This window comes from Bartonella sp. CL435QHHD (assembly GCF_042195095.1).
Classification (GTDB): Bacteria; Pseudomonadota; Alphaproteobacteria; order Rhizobiales; family Rhizobiaceae; genus Bartonella.
Map to the genome: position 1 here is coordinate 85,999 of NZ_JBHINS010000054.1, position 22,071 is coordinate 108,069.

14 protein-coding genes and 2 pseudogenes are annotated in these 22,071 nt (G+C 37.8%); 6 read left to right on the forward strand and 10 right to left on the reverse strand.

The window, feature by feature from the left end; all coding sequences use genetic code 11:
* The first annotated feature begins 133 nt into the window (after nt 1-133).
* The gene (locus ACFILH_RS03080) at nt 134-394 is read left to right on the forward strand and encodes a DUF2312 domain-containing protein (protein WP_005774567.1); all 261 of its coding nucleotides are present in this window, start codon (nt 134-136) and stop codon (nt 392-394) included.
* Nucleotides 395-932: 538 nt separating this feature from the next.
* Here ACFILH_RS03080 and rimJ read toward each other — a convergent pair.
* The 4 genes from rimJ to ACFILH_RS03100 all read right to left on the reverse strand — a co-directional run bounded on the left by rimJ (nt 933) and on the right by ACFILH_RS03100 (nt 5,053).
* Nucleotides 933-1,496 carry a ribosomal protein S5-alanine N-acetyltransferase gene (rimJ, locus tag ACFILH_RS03085; RefSeq protein ID WP_375667360.1) on the reverse strand — a complete coding sequence of 188 codons (564 nt, stop codon included), beginning with the start codon at nt 1,494-1,496 and terminating at the stop codon, nt 933-935.
* Between the two features lie 572 nt (nt 1,497-2,068).
* On the reverse strand, nt 2,069-3,931 hold the full coding sequence (locus ACFILH_RS03090) for an ABC-F family ATP-binding cassette domain-containing protein (RefSeq protein WP_273790552.1): 1,863 nt from the start codon (nt 3,929-3,931) through the stop codon (nt 2,069-2,071).
* Entirely contained in the window at nt 3,931-4,317 is a 387-nt protein-coding gene (locus tag ACFILH_RS03095) for a hypothetical protein (RefSeq protein WP_273790493.1), read from the reverse strand. Before ACFILH_RS03095 ends, ACFILH_RS03090 begins: the two co-directional genes overlap by 1 nt.
* 100 nt (nt 4,318-4,417) lie before the next feature.
* Nucleotides 4,418-5,053: a thiamine diphosphokinase gene (locus ACFILH_RS03100; protein WP_273790494.1), complete on the reverse strand. Its 636-nt coding sequence runs from the start codon at nt 5,051-5,053 to the stop codon at nt 4,418-4,420.
* Between the two features lie 147 nt (nt 5,054-5,200).
* Here ACFILH_RS03100 and ACFILH_RS03105 point away from each other — a divergent pair, with 147 nt between their 5' ends.
* Nucleotides 5,201-6,778 (forward strand): M48 family metalloprotease, encoded by a 1,578-nt coding sequence (locus tag ACFILH_RS03105; protein WP_375630917.1) that lies wholly within the window; start codon nt 5,201-5,203, stop codon nt 6,776-6,778.
* 309 nt (nt 6,779-7,087) lie between these two features.
* Here ACFILH_RS03105 and ACFILH_RS03110 read toward each other — a convergent pair whose 3' ends face one another.
* Entirely contained in the window at nt 7,088-7,999 is a 912-nt protein-coding gene (locus tag ACFILH_RS03110) for an RNA polymerase factor sigma-32 (RefSeq protein WP_015856975.1), read from the reverse strand.
* 577 nt (nt 8,000-8,576) lie between these two features.
* Here ACFILH_RS03110 and ACFILH_RS03115 point away from each other — a divergent pair.
* The 3 genes from ACFILH_RS03115 to ACFILH_RS03125 all read left to right on the forward strand — a co-directional run bounded on the left by ACFILH_RS03115 (nt 8,577) and on the right by ACFILH_RS03125 (nt 11,409).
* Nucleotides 8,577-10,157: a hypothetical protein gene (locus ACFILH_RS03115; protein WP_273790497.1), complete on the forward strand. Its 1,581-nt coding sequence runs from the start codon at nt 8,577-8,579 to the stop codon at nt 10,155-10,157.
* A 21-nt stretch (nt 10,158-10,178) separates the two neighbouring features.
* Nucleotides 10,179-10,520, forward strand: a complete 342-nt coding sequence (gene fdxA, locus ACFILH_RS03120; RefSeq protein ID WP_273790498.1) for a ferredoxin FdxA — start codon at nt 10,179-10,181, stop codon at nt 10,518-10,520.
* A 304-nt stretch (nt 10,521-10,824) separates the two neighbouring features.
* Nucleotides 10,825-11,409: a CarD family transcriptional regulator gene (locus ACFILH_RS03125; RefSeq protein WP_273790499.1), complete on the forward strand. Its 585-nt coding sequence runs from the start codon at nt 10,825-10,827 to the stop codon at nt 11,407-11,409.
* A gap of 907 nt (nt 11,410-12,316) precedes the next feature.
* On the opposite strand, the pseudogene ACFILH_RS03130 reads toward ACFILH_RS03125, so the two are convergent.
* Nucleotides 12,317-13,039 (reverse strand): annotated as a pseudogene (locus ACFILH_RS03130) (tyrosine-type recombinase/integrase); the annotation flags it as partial.
* Between the two features lie 1,458 nt (nt 13,040-14,497).
* A pseudogene (gene rpmF / locus ACFILH_RS03135) lies at nt 14,498-14,674 on the reverse strand (50S ribosomal protein L32); the annotation flags it as partial.
* A 425-nt stretch (nt 14,675-15,099) separates the two neighbouring features.
* Between rpmF and ACFILH_RS03140 the strand changes: the two are divergent.
* Nucleotides 15,100-16,002, forward strand: coding sequence for a polyprenyl synthetase family protein (locus ACFILH_RS03140; protein WP_273790503.1), 903 nt, complete (start codon nt 15,100-15,102; stop codon nt 16,000-16,002).
* A 1,680-nt stretch (nt 16,003-17,682) separates the two neighbouring features.
* Here the strand turns inward: ACFILH_RS03140 and ACFILH_RS03145 are convergent.
* From ACFILH_RS03145 to ispG, 3 genes are all read right to left on the reverse strand, one after another.
* Entirely contained in the window at nt 17,683-18,225 is a 543-nt protein-coding gene (locus ACFILH_RS03145; RefSeq protein WP_375667342.1) for a hypothetical protein, read from the reverse strand.
* An 868-nt stretch (nt 18,226-19,093) separates the two neighbouring features.
* The gene (locus ACFILH_RS03150) at nt 19,094-20,245 is read right to left on the reverse strand and encodes an MFS transporter (RefSeq protein WP_375630914.1); all 1,152 of its coding nucleotides are present in this window, start codon (nt 20,243-20,245) and stop codon (nt 19,094-19,096) included.
* Between the two features lie 499 nt (nt 20,246-20,744).
* Nucleotides 20,745-21,986 carry a flavodoxin-dependent (E)-4-hydroxy-3-methylbut-2-enyl-diphosphate synthase gene (gene ispG, locus ACFILH_RS03155; RefSeq protein WP_273790506.1) on the reverse strand — a complete coding sequence of 414 codons (1,242 nt, stop codon included), beginning with the start codon at nt 21,984-21,986 and terminating at the stop codon, nt 20,745-20,747.
* Nucleotides 21,987-22,071 lie beyond the last annotated feature (85 nt).

Below are 22,071 nucleotides of genomic sequence, written 5' to 3' on the forward strand. Positions count from 1 at the left end.
AAATTTTACAAAATATTTAAAGTCAATTTGTAAAAAAGCTGTGTAGCTTGATTTACTTTTTATTTTCAAGCTTTTTTAACATAAATTCGTCGTCGAAAAACAACTTAAAATATATAACTTGGAGAAAAATACAATGAACGATACAGTAACCGATCAAACACACGCTATATCCGTAAACCAATTACGCTCTTTTATCGAACGTATTGAACGACTAGAAGAAGAGAAAAAAACCATTTCTGATGATATTAAAGACGTTTACACTGAACTTAAAGGCTCTGGCTTTGATAGTAAAGCTGTTCGAAGCATTATACGGCTGCGTAAAAAAGAAGAGCATGAAAGAATGGAAGAAGAAGCAATCATTGAACTTTATAAAAATGCGCTTGGTATGAATTAAAACCATTGATAACATTGGAAATTTTCTTAAGAAAAGAAAATACAAAAAACAAATGGCAAAAAATAAATGAATGTATAAAAATTTCACCCAAACAATAAGCCGTTTGTGTAACTTGTAACGAGACTATCGGTCACAGAATACACAATATTGCAACAGCCCTCACATTTAAAAGGATTTATACAGAGAATTTTTATTCTTATTCTTCAATCATTGTTTATCCACATAAACCCTCACTTGTATGCCAACCCAGTTTGTGATGTGCAAGAGAGGTGTTTTTTATGATTAAACATCAATAAATTTGAAGTGAGAAAGTCTTCCGATATTGAGGACTCTCTTCAAATTGAAAAAAATGAATTATGATGATAAATCAATTTATTATCTACGAAAAGAAACATATAAAAATAGTCAGCAGTTGAAATCCGCTAAACGAGATTCTAAACTATTTATAAAAGAAGAGGTGGTTAAAGATCTTAATCTTTGAGGATAGGGAGAAATTCAGCATATTTACACATTTGATAAAAAGACCCTTAACAAAACTTTATTGGAATCTATTAACGGACTCATAAAGATCATTGATTCGAGAGGTTAGAATGTGATCTCTCCATTTTCCAGAAATCATCAAATAGTCTTTGGCATAGCCCTCTTTTTCAAAATGAAGGCGTTTTAATAAACGTTCGCTTTTTATGTTCTCAGGTCTATAATTTGCCATCACTCCATGCAGATGATAAACATGAAAGATATGGCGTATTAGAGCCGATAAACTCTCAAACATGAGACCTTTGCCTTGTTGTTTTTCATCAAGAGAAAAACCAAGATGACAGGCTTGAAAAACACCCCGAACCACATTTGTAAAATTCACAACACCGATGACTGTGTTTTCATTTTTTAATCGTACAGCATATCGATATGCTTGTCCCTGTGCACTTTCACAAGCAAATGCATTGGCTCGTGTTTCCCAAGCTGTTAGGGTATGGTAATCATCAGATCTAACAGGTTCAAAAGGATGCAGATGATTCGCATTACGGAGGTAATAAGAAGACAGTTCAGCTGCATCTTCTAAACCGATCAATGTAGAAATTGTTCGCTTTGTTTTAATTGCCATCATTTTCTCCTCCTAGACAATGTAACAATAACACGTTGATTTATCTTAACAAATCATCATTTTTAAACTCAAATCATAATGTCGAATACAGTAAGCTTTCCTCATCACAATACTTCTTACGTTAGAATCAATGAGGATCATTTGCTTTTCCATCATAAGCGGAGGTGGTATGTTTAAAGCATAAGGTAAAGACAAGGGAATATTTCTTATGAATGCTCTCAAGTTCCAAGGGGCGCTGTAGCAACATTGGGGACTGGCAAAGTATGCAATGGAACTGGCATACTTCCATATACGAAATTTTGAAAAAACTCACGGCAAAGATAGTTTTGTTTCTTTGCCTTGTAAGCTCAGAGCATGCTTGTTTTGCGCTATCATCTCACTGTCCCCCCGTATACAAATCCCAATGACCATCACCTTGAGGTGCTATATGTTACAGTGCGATCTAAAAAGTCTCTGCCATAACTCGTCAACAACACTGTTCGCGCAAAATCAGCCATAAGATCTTGTAACAAATCAAAGAAAAGCGATGATGCAATACGAATTAAAATGCTTAGATATTAATATCTAAAACATTACCGTGAACACGCTTCCATTTCTTCGCGTAAAATTTCAAGCTCTAACCATTCTTCTTCTTTTTGTGTGCAAGTATTTTTCTTTTTTTCCAACGTTGTTGATAAACGCTCAAAACGCTCTTTATCACTGCGATAGAGAGCTGGATCAGAGAGTTCTTGCTCAATTTTTTTGATTTCGTCCTGCAAAACAGCAATTTCTTCAGGCAATTTTTCCAATGCATAAACCTGCTTATAAGACAATTTACTTCGTGTTTTTTTCTCCCGCCCTATCAAGCCATGATCTGTTGATGTGTCCTGCTTTGAAAGCTCTCCCGCATGAGATTTTGAAGGTGCTTTACGCTGCGATAATTCTGTTTTTTTGCGTTGTAAACGAAGAGCATGCTGGTTTTGCGCCATCATATCACTGTAGCCGCCCGCATACAAAACCCAATGACCATCACCTTGAGGTGCCAACATATGCGTTACAGTACGATCTAAAAAGTCTCTGTCATGGCTGACCAACAATACAGTTCCCGCAAAATCAGCAATAAATTCTTGCAACAAATCCAAAGTTTCCATATCCAAATCATTGGTCGGTTCATCAAGAATCAAAAAATTTGCAGGACGAGAAAGAAGTCGTGCAAGCATGAGGCGTGCTCTTTCTCCCCCGGAAAATTCTTTAAGGGGAGTGCGTGCTTGTTCCGGTGAAAATAAAAAGTCTTTCATATAAGAAACCACATGCCGCTCCAGCCCATTGATCACAAGAGTATCACCTCTTCCTCCCGTTAAATAATGCGCTAAAGTTTCTTCTTCATTTAAAATACGTTGCTGATCAAGCAATGCCATAGAGAGGTTATAGCCATGCCTCACCGTTCCACTATCCACGGCTTCTTGCCCAATTAATGCAGAAAGGAGCGTTGTCTTTCCGATTCCATTGGGTCCTACCAACCCGATTCGATCACCCCGCTGAATGCGCAAAGAGAAATCTTTCACAATAATGCGATCACCATAGGATTTTGAAATTTTCTTTGCTTCAAGCACCAATTGCCCAGAATCATGACTTTTTGCTGCTGTCAAAAGTGCATTTCCCGGCTGCCCTTTATAGGTTTGATGACGCTGTCTTAAGTCTTTTAATTCGCCTAAGCGCCGTACATTACGCTTACGCCGTGCGCTCACGCCATAACGCAACCATTGCTCTTCACGAGCAATTTGGCGCCCCAATTTATGCTGTTCGATGGCTTCTTCTTCCAGTGCTTTATCACGCCAATTTTCAAACTCAGAAAAACGCTTTTCCAGTCTTTTGGTTGTGCCACGATCAAGCCATACCGTTGACCGCGTAACATTTTCTAAAAATCGCCGATCATGGGAAATCACCACAATCGCTGAACGCAAAGAAGCCAAAACAGCTTCCAGCCATTCAATGGTTGGTAAATCAAGATGATTGGTTGGTTCATCTAAGAACAAAATATCGGGTTTTGCAGCAATGGCCCGTAACAGTGAAACACGCCGCTTTTCGCCTCCCGAAAGCGTTTCCAATTTTTCCGCCCCAGAAAACCCTAAATTTGTGCGAAGCGTATTGATCCACTGGACATCAGATGTATCGTCCAGCCCCGCTTCCATATAAGCATTAATATCTTCAAATCCTGAACAATCCGGATTTTGTGAGACATAACGGAGCGTTACTCGCGGGTGGCGAAAAATTTCGCCACCATGAGGTTCTAATATTCCTGCGGCAATTTTTAATAGGGTCGATTTTCCACAACCATTACGGCCGACCAGCGCAATACGCGCCCCCTGCTCAACCGATAAACAAGCTTGATTGAGCAAAGGCGTTTTTCCAAAATTTAAGAAAATGCGGTCAAGCCGCAGAAGCGGCACCGCCATTAACGAACGCGGCGCGGACAAGGTGCTTTATACATCACCCCTCTTGCATCACGGTAAGCACATAATTGTCGTACAGGAACTCTCTGTCCACAAGGTGCTTGGTAAACATGCCCTCTACGACCACGATACGTGCACAATTGTGATACCTGTCTTTGTTGTTTTCTTTGATTTGCAGCTGCACCTGTTACTGTTCCAGCCAAAGCACCAAATGCTGCACCGGTCAGTGCTGCTCCAGGCGTACTTCCAGCAATAGCAGTTCCAGCCAAAGCACCGATTGCTGCTCCTCCTACGCCGTAACGTGCAACGCGTTCATCGTTTGTAGTACAAGCGACTGAACTGAAACCAATGGCTGAAACAACGGCCACTTTAAAAATTGATTTTAACATATCAAAACCTTTCCTTCTCAAGATCAATACATATATCGTTTATGTCGGCACTTCATCACTAGGCCCCCCCCTGCCTTATTCAAAATATATTGGAAGAGCTTTATGGAATAGGTACAGACACTAACAATATAGCTTTTCCAGAACCTAAATGGCAAGAAAAGGTTCCACAAATACGGTTAGAAAGTGTTAAAGAAGAGCCAAATGACACATTTTTGTCACAAATTGGCCATTTTACCCCTTTAAGAGTTAAACCTTTTAAATCAGAAAAACCGATAATACTAAACAAACATCCCTTAGGCAAATCATACGAACAAGGTTTTGACAAAACTGGCCAACCTTCTTCCAAACCGCTTGTCAACAACACTGAAATACCCCTTTCAGCCATCATCAACGCTTGCGTTATATGAGAAAGGCTGTGATCACTTCGCTCCCCTCCCAAAGCACCGCACAAAATAAGCTTTTTAGCGCCATTTTGCAGCGCTCTTTCACATGCCAGAGCACTATCTGTCATATCTTTATCAGAGGGAAAAACTTCACGCGGAACATGACTATATTGACGTATTAAATTCTCATCTGATGAATCAAAATCCCCTAACCACAACTCAGGCGTCGCATTAAGCGCTGCCGCATGACGCATACCACCATCAGCAGCAATTACCCGACTGTTTTGAATTTGATTAAGCAAACGATCAGTGATATGAACATCCCCATTTAATAATATCGTAAATGTTGTCATGCCATACTTTGCCTTTCACAAAATTTTCTTTACAGTGCATCTTTTTATAAGTGAGAGTCATTTTTTATAAACAAAAAGCATGATATAGCCAAACGAATCCTTATCTCTAATGCCTTTCTTAAAGAAACATACGATACAAAGATACAAATGCAATTTGCCAAATTACTCCGCAGAAATAATGTGCACCATGGTCCAACGCACCCCATTTTTCACCGCAATTTTCTTTTTCGCTCGTGCCTGTATAAAGCCACTCTCATAAGTTTAACGTTTCTCCTTTCGGCTTGTCATACACCACTTTCTCAAAATGATAGGCTTTCTTCCACTTCTTCTAAAACGATCAAACGTACCAACAACCACAATATCTATGTCACATTAAGCGCTCTGCAACACCCACGTATTCTGCAAATGTATGGTGGCGCTTATCATGATGCAAAACTTGAACACCTTTTAGCAAAGATTGTCCGTAAACTGGCAGTTGCATCACATAGTTCTCATCAAAGCTATTCTGTAACAATTTTAAACTCAGAAACTGTCAATGCCTTTGCGCTCCCCAATGGCTCGATCTACATCACTCGTGGTATGCTGGCATTAGCCAATGATTCTTCAGAAGTTGCAGCCATTTTAGCCCATGAGATAGCACATATCAGAGCCAATCATGGCATTTTACGCCTGCAAAAAGAAGCCCAATTAAAGATGACCAATCACATGTCTTCACGTCTTCTTTCTTCTATTGGCAAAAAACTTCATAACCCTATGCAAAACAAGCAACAACTCGCGCAATTTTCCCGCAATCAAGAGCTGGAAGCTGATTCCCTTGCACTCGAAATGCTCCAACAATCAGGATATGATCCATTTGCTTCACCGCGCTTTCTTCAAACAATGGAAGCCTATAGTGCTTTTCGTAATATCTCCGGCACCCAAAATGCCTCTCTAGATTTTCTAGCTTCTCACCCAACCACCCCTCAACGCATTCGGCTTGCGATAGAAAAAGCGCGTAAAATCAGTAAAGGGAATAGTACAATATCCGATCATGATTCTTTTCTCAAAAGCATTGATGGCATGATTTTTGGAGGAGGCTTTTATACAGGTTTTGTACGAGGCAACCAATTTATTCACCCACAATTGCGCATAGCTTTTTCTGTTCCAAATAATTTTACAATAGAACATTCAGCACACACTGTTTGGGCCAGTGGACCAGATAAAATTGCGATTCGTTTTGACGCTATTCCACATCCTGCTGAAATATCTGCGAGTGATTATTTGAAAAGCGGCTGGATTCTCGGGCTAGACCAATCATCTATCCGCCCCATCACAATTCAAGGGCTCCCCAATCAAGAATTTACGCGTCAAGGATTCCAAAGCCAAAGTTTACTTGGAGCACAGGCCTATGCTACCAATGATCAATGGCAATTTGATGTGGTTGCCATTCCATTCAACAACCACATCTTTCGTTTTTTGACGGCCGCTCCACATAATTCTCGAAATTTTGCAGAGGTTGCCAAAAAAACGCTACAAAGCTTTCATTCTCTTTCATCTTCACAGTTAAAAAAATTGCAGCCCTTAAAAATCCGTGTTGTTCGTGTTAAACAAGGAGAAACCGTTGCAAATCTTGCAGATAAAATGCAATACACACCATATAAAGAAAAACTCTTTCGCATCCTCAACGCCCTCTCACCAACGCAAACTTTACCCGCAGGTACCAAAGTGAAAATTATTACAGAATAAGCCCTTTTTCTCATCTGCTACAGTTTTAATTCTTTTCTATCTGTATCACGCCCTCCCCCTTAAAGCATATTCGAAAATAAGGAGGAACACTTTAAAATCCAATTTCATCATGCCTCTATAGGCCTCCGTGTGATACATATTTCCTCCAACTAACTCTGCCCCCTGTCTTCCTCTGTTTACCAGTAGCGCCCCCAAGGAGGCATATTCCTAAACAAATATGAACACCCCCTAAAACTGACTTCATCATATTCTCATATGCCCCCACTTAATATATTCTCTTTCCTCCTCCCCCCCAAAGCATTTCACTGCTTATATATCGTAAGCGTCTTCTGAATGAACCGTAAGGAGAGCAGAACGCAATTTTTGCAAAGCCCTAGCTTCAATTTGACGCACGCGCTCTTTCGAGATTCCTAACTTTTCACCCAAAACTTCGAGAGTCGCCCCCTCTTCATTTAAGCGACGAAAGCGAATAATTTCCAACTCCCGTTCGTTGAGAATTTGCAACGCATCGTAAAGCCACTGTGTACGCCGTTGACCATCAATGACTTGCTCAATTAAAGCATCAGGAAGAGGACTATCATCCACCAAAACATCCATCTTAGCAATGGGATTATCACTGTTCTCAGAAACAGAAACACTCAAGGAATTATCAGAACTGGAAAAACGAAAATCCATCGTTTCAACATCGCGCACGGAAACGCCAAGCTTTTCAGCGATTGTGCGAAAAATATCCTGTTTTGACAAAGCACTATCATCTTGTATCAGTTTTGCACGCAAACGCCGAAGATTAAAGAAAAGTGCTTTTTGCGAAGAACTCGTTCCCCCTCGAACGATTGACCAATTTCGCAAAATATAATCTTGAATAGAAGCGCGTATCCACCACGTTGCATACGTTGAAAAACGCACTTCCCGATCAGGTTCAAAACGTGCAGCTGCTTCCAATAGTCCCACATACCCTTCTTGGACCAAATCTCCCAATGGCATTTTGAAACGTTTAAAGCGATTAGCAATAGCAATCACTAAACGCATATGAGCCGCTGCAATTTGATGCATGGCATCATCATCACGTTTGTCTTTCCACCGCAGAGCCAAATCATGCTCTTTTTGTCGTTCAAGATAAGGTGCTTGCATAGCAGAACGCATCATATTACGTCCTAAGCTTTTGTCTGCATCGCTATAATTTTTGCTGCTTTTATAAACAGCATTTGAAAGATTACCCATAATAACCCCTTGCGATTAAAATTATCAAAATTGATTTGGCAACGACATCATTGTTCTTTGCTTAAAAAGAACGCAAAAGTTGTTAACTTCTGTACCTACTACTTTAACGTGTAATTTTATAATCGCAATTGTTTTTTTTACTGTCATGGTAAAACTTCTTGTCATAAGACACAATTTCACCTGCAAAATGCCTTTACAACATGCCTTTTAGCCTATGAAATATTTGAAAAAACTTTCTCTCCACTTTTCATGACAAAACAGCAAAAAAAATAAAGTGATCACGCAAAACAAATGCTGTTTTTTGATAACCAATTCCGTTTCCTTTTAAATTGAAGAATTTATTCATGCTTTCAGCTTTACAATACAACTAATAAGTGTAATTTGCAAATATAAAGCATCTAAACTGAATGAAAACTGAATAAAAAAAGAATCATTCAAGTTTTAAAGGCGCAAAGAAACAGCAAAAAATGACAAGAGTGATTGAAGCAAACGCAACAAACGTGTTAAAGAAAGAGCACCATTATGAAATTGTCGCAAAAAGCTTTTGACCAGTGTCACACTGAGAAAGAAAATGATCATGGATAGCAAGATTGTTCAACAGAATGAGATTCTTCAAGATGATATTCTCATTGAAAAACACGGAAGGGGTAAATTTGAAGGTTTTCGTTTTTATGCCAACAAAAACAGTACCGATCAAATAGCTGAGAAGCAAATTTCAACAGAGAATGAGAATTTGATTCTTGCTTTTTCCAAACGCGCGACACGTTTTTGTGCTTGTGCAAATGGAGATTTTACCCTCAGTTCTGATGGAATTGTGCGCTGGATTGGTCAACCCGTAGGACAACTTGTAGCAACAGAAGATTTTTTCAAACCAAAACTGATTGTTTTAGCAGATGAACAACTCACGGGAGAATCCCGCAATAACGTTGTGAAGCGATTAGAACGCTTTGTCACCTTTCATTTTGAAACGACTTTAAAACCCCTGTTTGATTTGCGCAATGCTGATAATTTAACGGATTCAACAAACAGTCTTGCTTTACAACTTTTTAACTCTTTAGGGATTTTACCACGCCGTGAAGTTTTAGACATTGTCAAAAAACTTGCGCAAGAATCACGTGCCGTGCTTCGGCGTCTAGGCGTGCGTTTTGGCGCTTTTCACATCTATGTTGCCGGAATGCTTAAACCTGCTCCGGTTCAAGCCATTACTCTCCTGTGGAATCTTCAAAATGCGGGACAAGATCAAACTGGTTTGGGTGAAATTTTTTCAGCATTATCTGCTGGTCGAACCTCTTTGATTGTTGACCCTACCTATAACCGCCAATTTTATCAATTAGCCGGCTACCGAATCTTAGGACAACGTGCTGTACGGATTGATATTTTAGAACGTCTTGCCAATCTCATCCGCCCCGCACTTCATTGGAAACAAGGAAGTGATCCCAGACCCGATGGAGCCTATGATGGCAAAAGTTTTTTTGTTACACCAGCCATGATGTCCATTCTTGGGGCCAATGGAAATGATATGGAAGAAATCCTCAAAGGACTTGGTTATCAATCGTACAGCATAAGCAATACTGTTTTTGAACAAAATCTCTTTGCACACCAAGCCTCTTCCCCTGTCAATAGGACAATACAAGATGTTCCTGCAGCAGAATGCGTTGGAAGTCAATGGCAAACAATAAGCGATTTAAAAACAACACGAGAAGAAAAAAATACCTCATACCCAAACACTTTATCCTCTGGTATTGAAAAACATCTCCATAAAACCAATCGCTTACCAGCAGCTGAACCTGTTGGGAATTTTGCCAAATCCCCTCGCTCTACAGAAGAAGGTAAAGTTATTTTATTATGGCATTATAAGCATCAATTTCACCACCACGCACAAAAAAAACATGATAAATTAGGAAATAAGTGGCAAAATAAATCGAAGAACGCTGTAAAAAAAGCGGAACACACAAATGAAAATTCCCCTCAAGAAGCACTATCACAAGCAAAACGCTCTCATAAGTTCCACAAATCCCAAGGAAAACATGCAAATCATAAGCCTTTTCACAAAGAAAAGCGCCTTAATCCTGATTCACCTTTTGCGAAACTAGCTGTACTACGCGATCAACTCACCAATCATAAAAACACGCACCCACTTTCCTCTAAAGAGAATTAAAGTAACAAATGGAGTTTGATCTTGACCCACGTAGTAACCGACAACTGCATTCACTGCAAATATACGGATTGCGTTGAAGTCTGCCCTGTTGATTGTTTTTATGAAGGGGAAAATATGCTTGTTATTCACCCCGATGAATGCATCGATTGTGGTGTTTGTGTGCCAGAATGCCCAGCAGAAGCGATTTTACCTGATACAGAACCAGGATTAGAAAAGTGGTTAGAACTTAATCTTCATTATGCAAACAAATGGCCTAATCTAACCACCCGAAAAGATCCCCTTTCTCAAGCAAAAGAAATGGATGGCGTTCCAAATAAATTAGAAAAGTATTTTTCAGAAAATCCAGGAAGTGGCGAAGAGTAATGATACAGTGTACACCCTCCTCCTTCAACGACTGAAAGACTTCTCTTGTAAAAATAAAAAAATCCTTAAGCGAAATGATTGATTCTTTTAAAGTTTGATGTTAGTGTTATTTTAACATGATCATCTTTCTAAGTATTTTTCTTTGCTTTTTACAGTAAAGCAATGTATTTTTTTTGGATTTAAAAGTACTCGGCTTTTATGCTCACTTAATTGGTACAATATACTTGGTTAAAGAAAACTCAACCCTCAGGTTTATAACCTGTTTTCCGATACATTTGTTGATCATAAGGGAGTAAACTAAAATATGGCATCCCAACATGGAACGTCTTCCAAGACCAAAGAATTTGCAACCTCTGAATATATCGTCTACCCTACACATGGAGTAGGACAAATTATAGCGATTGAAGATCAAGAAGTTGCAGGACATAAATTGAAACTTTTTGTCATTCATTTCGCGAAAGATAAGATGGATGTCAAAGTCCCCATTGCAAAAGCCCTTTCCGTTGGAATGCGTAAATTATCTGCTAGTGACTCTGTCGAACGTGCCTTAAAAGTTTTACGTGGAAAAGCACGTGTTAAACGGACCATGTGGTCACGTCGTGCACAAGAATATGATGCCAAAATCAACTCAGGAGATCTTATTTGTATCGCCGAAGTGGTCCGTGATCTTTTCCGCTCTAATCTACAACCTGAACAATCTTACTCTGAGCGCCAACTTTATACAGCTGCTCTTGAAAGAATGGCCCGCGAAATTGCGGTTATTAATAGTCTTTCTGAAACAGAAGCTATCAATCTCATAGAGATGCATCTCTCCAACAAGCCGGAACGCGAGTTTAAAACTGAGAGAGAAGAAACAGATGAAAACAGTAAAGCTGTCTACGCTGCATAATACACTCTCTCATCATAATGATGATATTTCGATAAAACCAGCGAAAAGCTGGTTTTATTTTTTAACATCCTCTCTGCCCTTAAGGACAAAGTTTCTTAACCAGCGCCAATCTATAAACAATCTAACTTTTCGACAAATTCCTCCTTATTTTCTTTCTTCATAGATAACAAACTGATTAATCATCATAATCTAGCATTATTCATATTAAATTAGAATCTTGAATATGGTAAGATTACTCATTTCAAATTGCTCTCATGTTGAATTAATCAAATCACTTGCTTGTCAATCACAAGCGAGGCTGATCTGTGGGTAAAAACTGTACAAAAAGAGCAAGACACTGTCTCAAGCACCAAAGGATATACCGACATTGGAATCTGGCAAGATGTGTAAGGGGGCGGGACTTGATTTTTTATTAAGCGTAAAGATCATAGTGCCGTTTATACACTACACCGAGATTTTACCATTTACCCTTCTACAAAACCATTATAACATTCAAAAACGCCGTCATAAAATGGATAGCACAAATATTGAAAAATATTCCTTTTAAAAAACGCGTGACGGTACAACATAAGCATATTTTGTCGTGGGCGCTCTATTTTGTATGAGAAGCATTCCTCCTCATTAAAGAACGCGATAAAAAAAACATGAACTAAAACCATCATCTCCATTCTGTAAAAGGCATGCCAAATACTTTTGAAAGCAGTAACGCTCACTTAAAAAATAACAATAAAAATGAACGTTGGCATTGCCCTTTCAATTTTATATTTTTCCCAAATGAGGTTATATTCTCATTTCAGAGATTACGAGATATACGCAATATTCTTACTCCAATCGGACACATAAAATCTAGAATGATTCATAGAACTCTTAAAAGTCTCAATCTCTGTTTCAAACAAACCGCTAAAGATTGGATATTCTCAGCAGGAATTGTCCAGATATCATCTTCAATCTGATCTTCACGAATATGACGCAAAGGATTAGTATGAACGCCTGTCAGGATAAGCAAACGCAAAGCCAGTTGTGTTATGTTTTGTGTTTTACAGAGTAACTGATAAAAAACCGGCACATCTCTCCAATCCATAGCTGGTCTATTTTACGTTTTATGACGTTGTTTCCCTAAGAGCGCGCGTGCTTTTATCGTTGCTTGTAAATCAACATCCAAACCCTAATGCAACCGCATGTTTAAGACAAAGATTAAGACGCTTCAGTGCTGTCTGAGCTGTTCCAGCTTTTGCATGCCAAATGGGAGAAAGCGTATTGCGTATCTCAGTTTGCGTAATCTCTGAAACGGGCAGACAGCCTAATTTAGGGAGAATATAAAGGCGTAAGTGTAAAGACCAATCACAAGCCTCACCATCATTTTTTAATTCAGCTTTACGGCTTTCAAAAGCATCTAAAGCAATATTTTTTAAATAATGGAGATTGCGCATTGCCTCACGCTTTTGTTTCTCACGTTCTTTAATGGGATCACTCCCCTCACGTAAAACAGCCCGCCACCCAGTTGCCAATTCACGGGCTTGTTTTAAAGAAACATCTCTCAAGGCACCCAAGCCCATTTCGCAGCCCCCGGAAAGGTATAACGGTAAATCCATTGACACCACCCCCATCTCTTACGTTTGTGAAGAAGCAAGCCGGCACCATCGTTATATTTGTCAGCTCGTGGGTGTTGTGCTACAGCCCTTGGCTCTTAAGACAATTCATAAGAGTCCTTTCTTATACAAATTTTATCCACACACTCATCCCGCTTGTGACGTGCAAGCGAGTGGTTTTGATTGATTCTAGATAGAGAGATTTGAAATGAGTGAATCTTACGTTATTCGGGGTTCTAATTCAATATGAAAACAGTGAATTATATATATAAATCAATATATTGTCTAGTAATGAACAGATAACAAAAAAAATCATAAACTTAGGTAAGCACCACCATAAAATCACTCATAAACCAGCTATGAACTGGAGAGTCGTACCGGCTTTGATAAAATACTTTGCTCATCCCCATACACAACACATTTGGTTTTAAGTTTACTTATTTTTACAAGCTGTTCGCAACAAATCCCTTATATTCACAAAAATAAGAAAAATATATGGACAATTCTTAGTTCAAAAATATGAAAAGACAGCGTGATATTCATAGAAAAGTCTCATGTACCTTTATCAATCAAAAGCACTAAAGATCATTGAATGTGTACACCTTCTGTCTTGTAACGGTTGTCTCTTTTCTGCTCATAAGAAAGCACGCTGGCATCAGCATACACTTAATCCCAATGTTACAACAATTCTTACATTTGAAAGTATTCATTATAGACATTTTTTCCTTTTTTATAGAGTTTTTACTCACATACCATCCCCACTTGTGACCGAAAAGCAAGTGATTGTCATTGATTCAACATGAGAGAAATTTGAAATGAGAAAATCCTACGATAGACCTTCCATTCAAGGCGCAAAACAACAAATGATCTTTATAAATCAATGTGATGTCGATCTCTATTTTTTTAAGGAGAATCACATGTCACAATATAAGCCTATAGACAACCATTGCCTTAAATATTCTCATAAAAAACACCGATATGCTTAAAGCCTTACATAGATCAACTGCCTTAAACGATGATATTTTACGGTCTAATAGGATTCTCTCTATAATCAATAAAGATTAAGTGCGATACAAAATGATTCTATTACTGAGCTAACTTATATCAATACCCAAGCTCTTAACGAAGTCATCATAAAAGACACTGATACAAGTAGCCCTTTATAGCCTCTCAAGAAAACAAGAAAATCATCTCCCACAATAGAATCATTTCTCTACGGCAAAACTTTATCCCACATATGTTCCCAAGAAAAAGCGAAAAACGCATCTTACCCAATGCATTCACTAATGAATCAAGAGAAACTTACCACTGAAAGAGATAAAACGCTAAAGTTTTAACCACTAAAACAGAACGTCCACGATACATTCCCTGTTCCACATCGATAGAAGACGATGCAAGAGAACCTCAACATTCACCTTAAAGCGAAAATGCACGCCCCAAGCGTGCATTGATCGATGAAATAAAAGAAGTTCACCACTGGAAAAGAAAGAAAACGCTAAGTCTTTAACCACTAAAACGGAACGCCCACGATACATTCCCGTTTTCAAATCAATGTGATGAGGACGACGTAATTCACCAGAATTTTTATCTTCGATATAAGTCGGCGCCTTCAGAGCATCAGCCGAACGGCGCATGCCCCTCTTCGCTGGAGAGGTTTTTCGTTTAGGTACAGCCATAAAAAGACACTCCAAATCCATTAAAACAGAAAAAGCAATGTCAAAAATGACAATGCTTCATTTAAAAACACCATAAAATTTTAAGATATTATACACTGATAAAAAAGAAGAGGCAATGTCAAAATGATCCTCCTCTTACTAAAAATGACCTTCTTGTTATCAAAAATGGTGTCACAATAATCAAAGGAATATCAAAAACACTGCAAAATTTGAGAATTTTATACACCAATGAAAGCTTTTTTATAAGACCTTCATTCAATTTTTATTTGGTTTAAAAAGGGATTTGCGCATACAGTAGAGATACGGATAAAAAGAGAAGTTGATTTTTAATAAAAAACGACGCCAATTTATGAAAACAAGAAAAAGCGACAACCTTTCTCTTTAAACTTCATAATTTCATTTTTGTAAAAACAAAGGAAGCAAGAATGCACGAATTTACCACCCTTCTTGCAAAACATAGAGACACCGTTGAAAAGCGGCTTGATACCCTGTTAAGTGATCAAATCCAAAATGGTGAAATTTCACGCCCTAAAAACTTAATCAAAGCCATGCGTTATGGTGTGCTGAACGGTGGAAAACGCTTGCGTCCTTTTCTTGTAATTCAAAGTGCTGCACTTTTTGATGTCCCTGTAGAACATTCTCTTGATGTTGCATGTGCCTTAGAATGTATCCATTGTTATTCGCTCATTCATGATGATCTTCCCGCTATGGATAACGATATACTCCGGCGTGGAAAACCCACTGTCCATGTAGCATTTGATGAAGCAACAGCAATTCTAGCAGGCAATGCCCTCTTAACATTTGCCTTTGAAATTATTGCTCATAAAGCTAGTATTTTATCTACAGATATTAGAATCAAGCTGATCACGTCTCTTGCACAATCGGCAGGGCTTGGCGGTATGTTAGGTGGACAAATGCTGGACCTTGAAGCTGAAAAAAGACCGCAAGAAAGTACTGACATTATCACTCTACAACACATGAAAACAGCAGCCCTGATAAGCTTTGCTTGCCAAGCAGGTGCCATCATTGGCAATGCATCTAAAGAATTAACTGAAAAGCTTACTGATTTTGGTACCTATCTTGGTTTAGCCTTTCAATTAACCGATGACCTTCTTGATGTCACCGCCAACACGCAAACCCTAGGAAAAACGGCTGGGAAAGATGAAACGGCACAAAAAGCCACTTTTGTTCATCTTTACGGCATTAAAGAAACCCAAAAAAAGCGAGATACACTCATCAGTAAAGCAGAAGCATTCTTACATCCTTTTGGCGCTAAAGCACTCCCCCTCCAACAAGCAGCACACTTTAGTGCAATACGCCAAAATTAAACTTCATCCGCCATATTGTACATAGTGTACACCATCATATTTATTGAATGCATAATAGACTTTTCAAAGAAACGTTACCATTAATCTCCATTATAGTCCTTATCATGAAATGGGTGCGACAAATCTTAAGAAGAATTTCATTAAAACAAGCCGCGTGAATTTATAACACAAATGCATTCTGGGTATCCTATTTTGCATGAAAAATGCCTTCCATTAAAGAATGAAAGAAAATGTGAAACAATGCGCAATCACTATGCTTTAAAAGATATTACCGTAGATGCTTTAAAGCCAAATAAAAAACGACCGAAAGAGGAAAACTCGTTTTCTCCTTTATGTCTTTAATCTTCTAACGATAAGGCAAAAAATAAACAGAATAAGTATAAAACAAGGCATTTTATAAACCCGTAAAAAACAATAAAAGAAGTACAATGCTCTAAGTAAATGCCCTCAGTAGAGAATCGTAATTTTTATGCCTTTCCACGCTATCTTGTTGTAGAAGATCAAATATGGTTATATTCTGTAAATTCACTCGTGTATTGCTTGCTCTCTAAAAACACTTTTACAAAAGTTCTCATTGTTTAGTTCAAGCATCATTTTTTTGAAGCTCGTATTTAAAATATCAGAAAAAATGAACACAATGGCTATTTTGATTTTTATGCCACCCTCAAAGAACAAAGTCTTTTAACCCAATCTACTCTGTAAACAGTCTAGTTTCCTACCGAGTAGGTTTCTCTCGCTTTCCACGCATGCGATTCACTTAAACTAAAGACACAATAAACAAGACTTAAGAATATTCACCATGCACTTCTTAAAATACTTAATATATCAAACAGGACACCTTCACCACCCCTCAAATGACAGTATGTTACGGCATAACAGGATAAATAAAACCACTAATTTCAATAGAACGAAAAACCAAAGCAGTATTATTACCGATCTCTCTTTTCTTAGCAAGAAAGATATAACACATTGATTTATAATGATAATTCGTGGTTGTTCAACTTGAATAAGAACCCTGAATATCATAAGATTCTCTCATTTCAAATCTGTGTATGTTAAATCAATCAAAATCACTTGCTTGCACGTCACAAGCGGGAAAAGCCGTGTGGGGCAAAACATCAAAGAAAAGACTAAAAAAATGCCTCTTATGAACCGTCTTAAAAGCCAAGGGCTGTCCGCAACATTAGGGGCGAGAAAAGTGAATGATTGTGTCGGCATGCTCCTTCAAAAGCAGAAACATTTTTATTTACAAAATTGTGTAATAACTTCAATTTAATAATAATCACGATCACTGTACAACTTTAATTCGTCACACTCTTTATCTCGTTTATTCAATTCATCGCATAAAAAGAGAATTGATAAGATTAAACAGAGAATGATCATTGAAACAGAAAGATAAAGAAAATCCTTATTATTATATATAATAGCGCAATTTAATTTATGATAAGTAATTTTTTCAATCCAAGTGTAAATTTCCTCCTTCAAGTGAAATTTTCTTATTAAAATGAAGAGCATCATTGTAAGTGAGCCTATACCTGTTGTAAAAGCTGGAAAATATGTCCACCTTTTGAAGCCATAATAAAAAAACATGCAACATGGCCAAGAAAATGCCGCGATTATCAAGAGTATTATAGCCATTTAATATCCTTCGAGAGAATTTTTCTCACTACCCATTCAATATCATTTGTAAATTCTTCTTGGTTTCATCATGTCATATATCGTGTTTAGCTCTATGCAAAAACGCGCTATTTGTTTAACATTTTCATCATCACCGGTCCTCATACTCGACACGAGATCAATCATTTGTGTTTTGAAACTCATGCCATTTTCACTTGAAGAATTAAGAAACTTTTTCGCGTAATCAATCATGGGGTCGGTAGAATTCATAGACATATTATAGGCCCAAATAAAATCGCTTTCTCTCCAATTATAGTCATTACGCAAACTGCTTATGACATTGGGTAGCATTGCCCATGACATCTCCTCATTATAATCACCGCGCAATAAATTAACAAAACGTCCACATAAAACAATCAGTATGTGACGATGCCATATAATATCAAATTTGGGCGCTATATTCTGATAGCCACGGCTATAGACGAAATTTCTTGCTTGTTCCTGCTTTTGAAAATGTTCAAAAGCCTCGTATTTTTCACTTATATATTCTTCGTAAAGGTTATTGTACTGCTCTAGACTATCTACGCGCGTACATCCCAACAACACGGATACAAAAAAAAAGAGTTATAAATGTTACAATATGCGTTATGGATAACGATTTCACCGCTTTATCTTTTAATAACTACAATTTGTACAGCCTAACAGATTCCTATCAAATATATCAATATGTGCTGGTTTCTTGTAGCTTATTTATAGCAAATTGTACTCAACAATATTTCTGTACTTGATTTTATTCCCTCTCAAAGAGGGGGCTGTCATTCAAAGTTTCCATAGATAAGTTTATTATCTAGATTAAGAGTATTTTCTAACATCAGAAAATACAAAGCTAACGCCACAACCAAAGAGAAAATACTCAAAAATGAGCTATAATGAGAATGAAAAATGTAAGAAAATATCTCAACAAGATGATTGATATTTTAAAGGAGGCAATGGTAAAATCCGCTAAATATACCAACAATAAAATAGATCATCAAAATATCAAAATCGATCATAAGGGAATTCTGATGAGGACAGGCTATAAATTGTCCGACTGTTTAAATTAGCTCTAATGAGATAAAGTGTTACCAGCAAGGAACCAATGAAAATGGGAAAACTGCTCCATCACTATTCCTTAATAAGCATATAATCCAGCACAATCATTTTCTTTATCAGCGTCCAATCTTATCAGAAACTCTTGGCGCAATATTCATGAGCAGCATTTTTATTTCCCTTTTAACGATTATTATGCCAAGCCCACTTATAACGACAAGCGGATGACTTTGATTGCTTCAACATACATAGATTTTAAATAAGAGTAACTGACACTATTCAGCTTTCTCATTCAACATACAAAAACAACGATGCGCCTTAATAAATCAAAGCCTTGCCCCACTATGAAACCCTATAAAACACGTATCGTAATAAATTAATATTTTCACTGAACTTTTTTGAGAGTTCCTTCTAAAAAAAATACCGCCAACAAGTAAATCAATAAATAAATAGCAAAAATATAAACGAGTGAGAAAAAGCCAAATATATTGACCATATACGCACTCATGTAAAAAAATACCAATAAGCTAAATCTCCCAACGGTTGACAAGAAAGATTCATATGTAGCCCTGAAATGATCACTAATACTATCATGCAAAACAACTTCTACACGAAGATACGTATACTTAATGAGATAAAAAATCATACAGACTAAAATGACAGCAATTTCTTTTCTTGGTTCAAAGAAAGCAATGGTAAAAATCAGTGAAGCCGAAAGAAACAACAGTAAAATAAAATTCACTCTTTCACTTAGTTTTGTAAAGAGAAAACTAGCCAAGAGCTGAGAGAGCAATATCAATGAAAATGTCACACCAAGATCAAAATAAGTGACATTAATATCATAATCTTTAAATATCCACTGCCAATACTGCGAGAATATATTGAAAAAAATCAATGAAAAATAAAAGCATAAAGAGATATAAGGAACTTTAATAAAAATAGATAACATCTCCTTAGCTTCACAAATGAGAGAATTCGCTTTATTTGGTTTTTTCTCCCCCTTCAAGTCATCAAGAAAAAACAAACCAAATAGTGTTGTCATCAACATTAAAAACGCCGCGATATACCATATATATTGGCTAGAATAATCAGCAAAATATGCCCCGATTAAACTGAATATAAACATGCCGATGTAATTATATTGAGAGCTGGAACCAAGCACTTTTTTAGTGGATGTCACTTTTGCTTTTGCATATTGAACAAGTAAAGCATTATAAGCCCCAGCAATTAATGTTAGCGATAAGGCATTAAAAGTTTCTGCCAAAAGAAAACCATAAAAGCTTGTAGAAAATCCCATGAGAAAGAGCCATGTAGCAGCAAAAGCAGCTGCCAAAACGATCGATATTTTATAACTTTTTCGATCAGCAAAATATCCCAGAGGAATATCGGTAACCATCATAATAAAAGCCTGAAACGACTTAATGACACCTATATCAATAAGCGTTAAGCCTTTTTCAAGCATATAAAAGACAATAAAGGCGCCAGTTAAAATCCTTATACCATTAAATAAAAAGCCAAACGCTAATATACTTGTCATGCATTCCCCCAATAACGCCCAAAAAGGCACCCGTATACATCATTTTATATCAATATAAAAGCTTACATTTTACGACAAATAGGACTATAATCGCTATAAGGATTTCCAATCCTATCAATTTGATACCCCAAAAAATGCTGGGAAAATGCCTGAAAAATCAATAAACAATGTTCTTTCTATAATTTGATATTTGAAGAATCCGTTAAATATTTTACTGTCTCAAGAGCAGCCCAAAAACCAGCAACAACATTTACGGATCTATTAAAGTATTCATATCGTTTTGCTTAATAGTCTTAACACACTCAAACTCATTAATATCCTTCATAAGCTTCTGATTCTAAAACAGGCATATCATCTGGTTTTACCTAAAATAATAAGCAACCAACAACAGTATTGACCATAGCTAAAGCAGCATACAACAGCACCCTCTTCACATTGAAGACAGCTTGTTTTAAAAAACGACACACCATTTTTACTTCAGCCTTATGCGATTTTTACCTCAACCTTGCCCAAAGCGTGTATGAATATAATCACTCAAAAGTGCTTCAAATTCTTCAGCAATGTGATCACCCCGCAAAGTTTTTACCTTTTGTCCCTCAATGAAAACAGGTGCCGCAGGACTTTCCCCCACTCCAGGCAAAGAGATTCCAATATCCGCATGCTTTGACTCCCCCGGTCCATTGACGATACATCCCATCACAGCAACCTTCAAGCTTTCAACGCCAGGGTATTTTTCACGCCAAATAGGCATATTTTTGTATAAATCTGCTTCAATTTTTTGCGCCAATTGTTGAAAGACCGTTGAGGTTGTGCGCCCACAACCAGGACAAGCCGCAACAACAGGCAAAAATTGCCGAAAACCCATCACTTGCAAAAGTTCTTGCCCCACCTTTACTTCTCGTGTCCGATCACCACCAGGTTTTGGCGTTAAGGAAATTCGTATCGTATCGCCAATCCCTTGCTGTAATAAAATGCCCAAAGCCACCGAAGAAGCAACAACGCCCTTTGTTCCCATCCCAGCTTCCGTTAATCCCAAATGAAGAGCATAATCACAACGCGCCGCTAAGGTGGTATAAACAGCAATAAGATCTTGGACGTCACTCACTTTAGCAGAAAGAATAATTTTATCACGTCCCAACCCCATCTCTTCAGCGCAAAGAGCCGATTGCAAAGCCGACTGCACAACAGTTTCCCGCATCACTTCAGCAACCGATAAAGGATTTTCTTGCTGTGCATTTTCATCCATAAGCCGTGTTAACAATGCATTATCAAGAGAGCCCCAATTCACGCCAATGCGAATAGGTTTATGATACCGACAAGCAATCTCAATAATTTCTGCAAATTGACGATCTTTTTTTGCGCCAAAACCAACATTTCCAGGATTGATGCGATATTTTGCAAGCGCCTCAGCACACGCAGGATGCTCAGATAAAAGCTTATGACCAATATAATGAAAATCCCCAACCAATGGTACAAAAAATCCTAACCTCTCCAATCGCTCCCGTATTTTTGGTACAGCAGCCGCCGCTTCATCGCGATCAACAGTAATTCGAACCAATTGTGAACCAGCTTGCCAAAGAGCAGCCACTTGAGCAACAGTTGCATCAACATCAGCGGTATCTGTATTGGTCATTGACTGTACAACTATCGGGCTCTGCCCCCCAATGATCACATCACCAACAGCAACACCAACAGATCGACGACGCTCAAGTGGTTTAGATAAAAAATAGGTCGTATTCATCAAGTCCTCAAATTTTTAAAACCTGCGCTATCAATCATTACTTACATTGACTTCCTCCGCGCTTCAAAGGACGAAAATTACACCG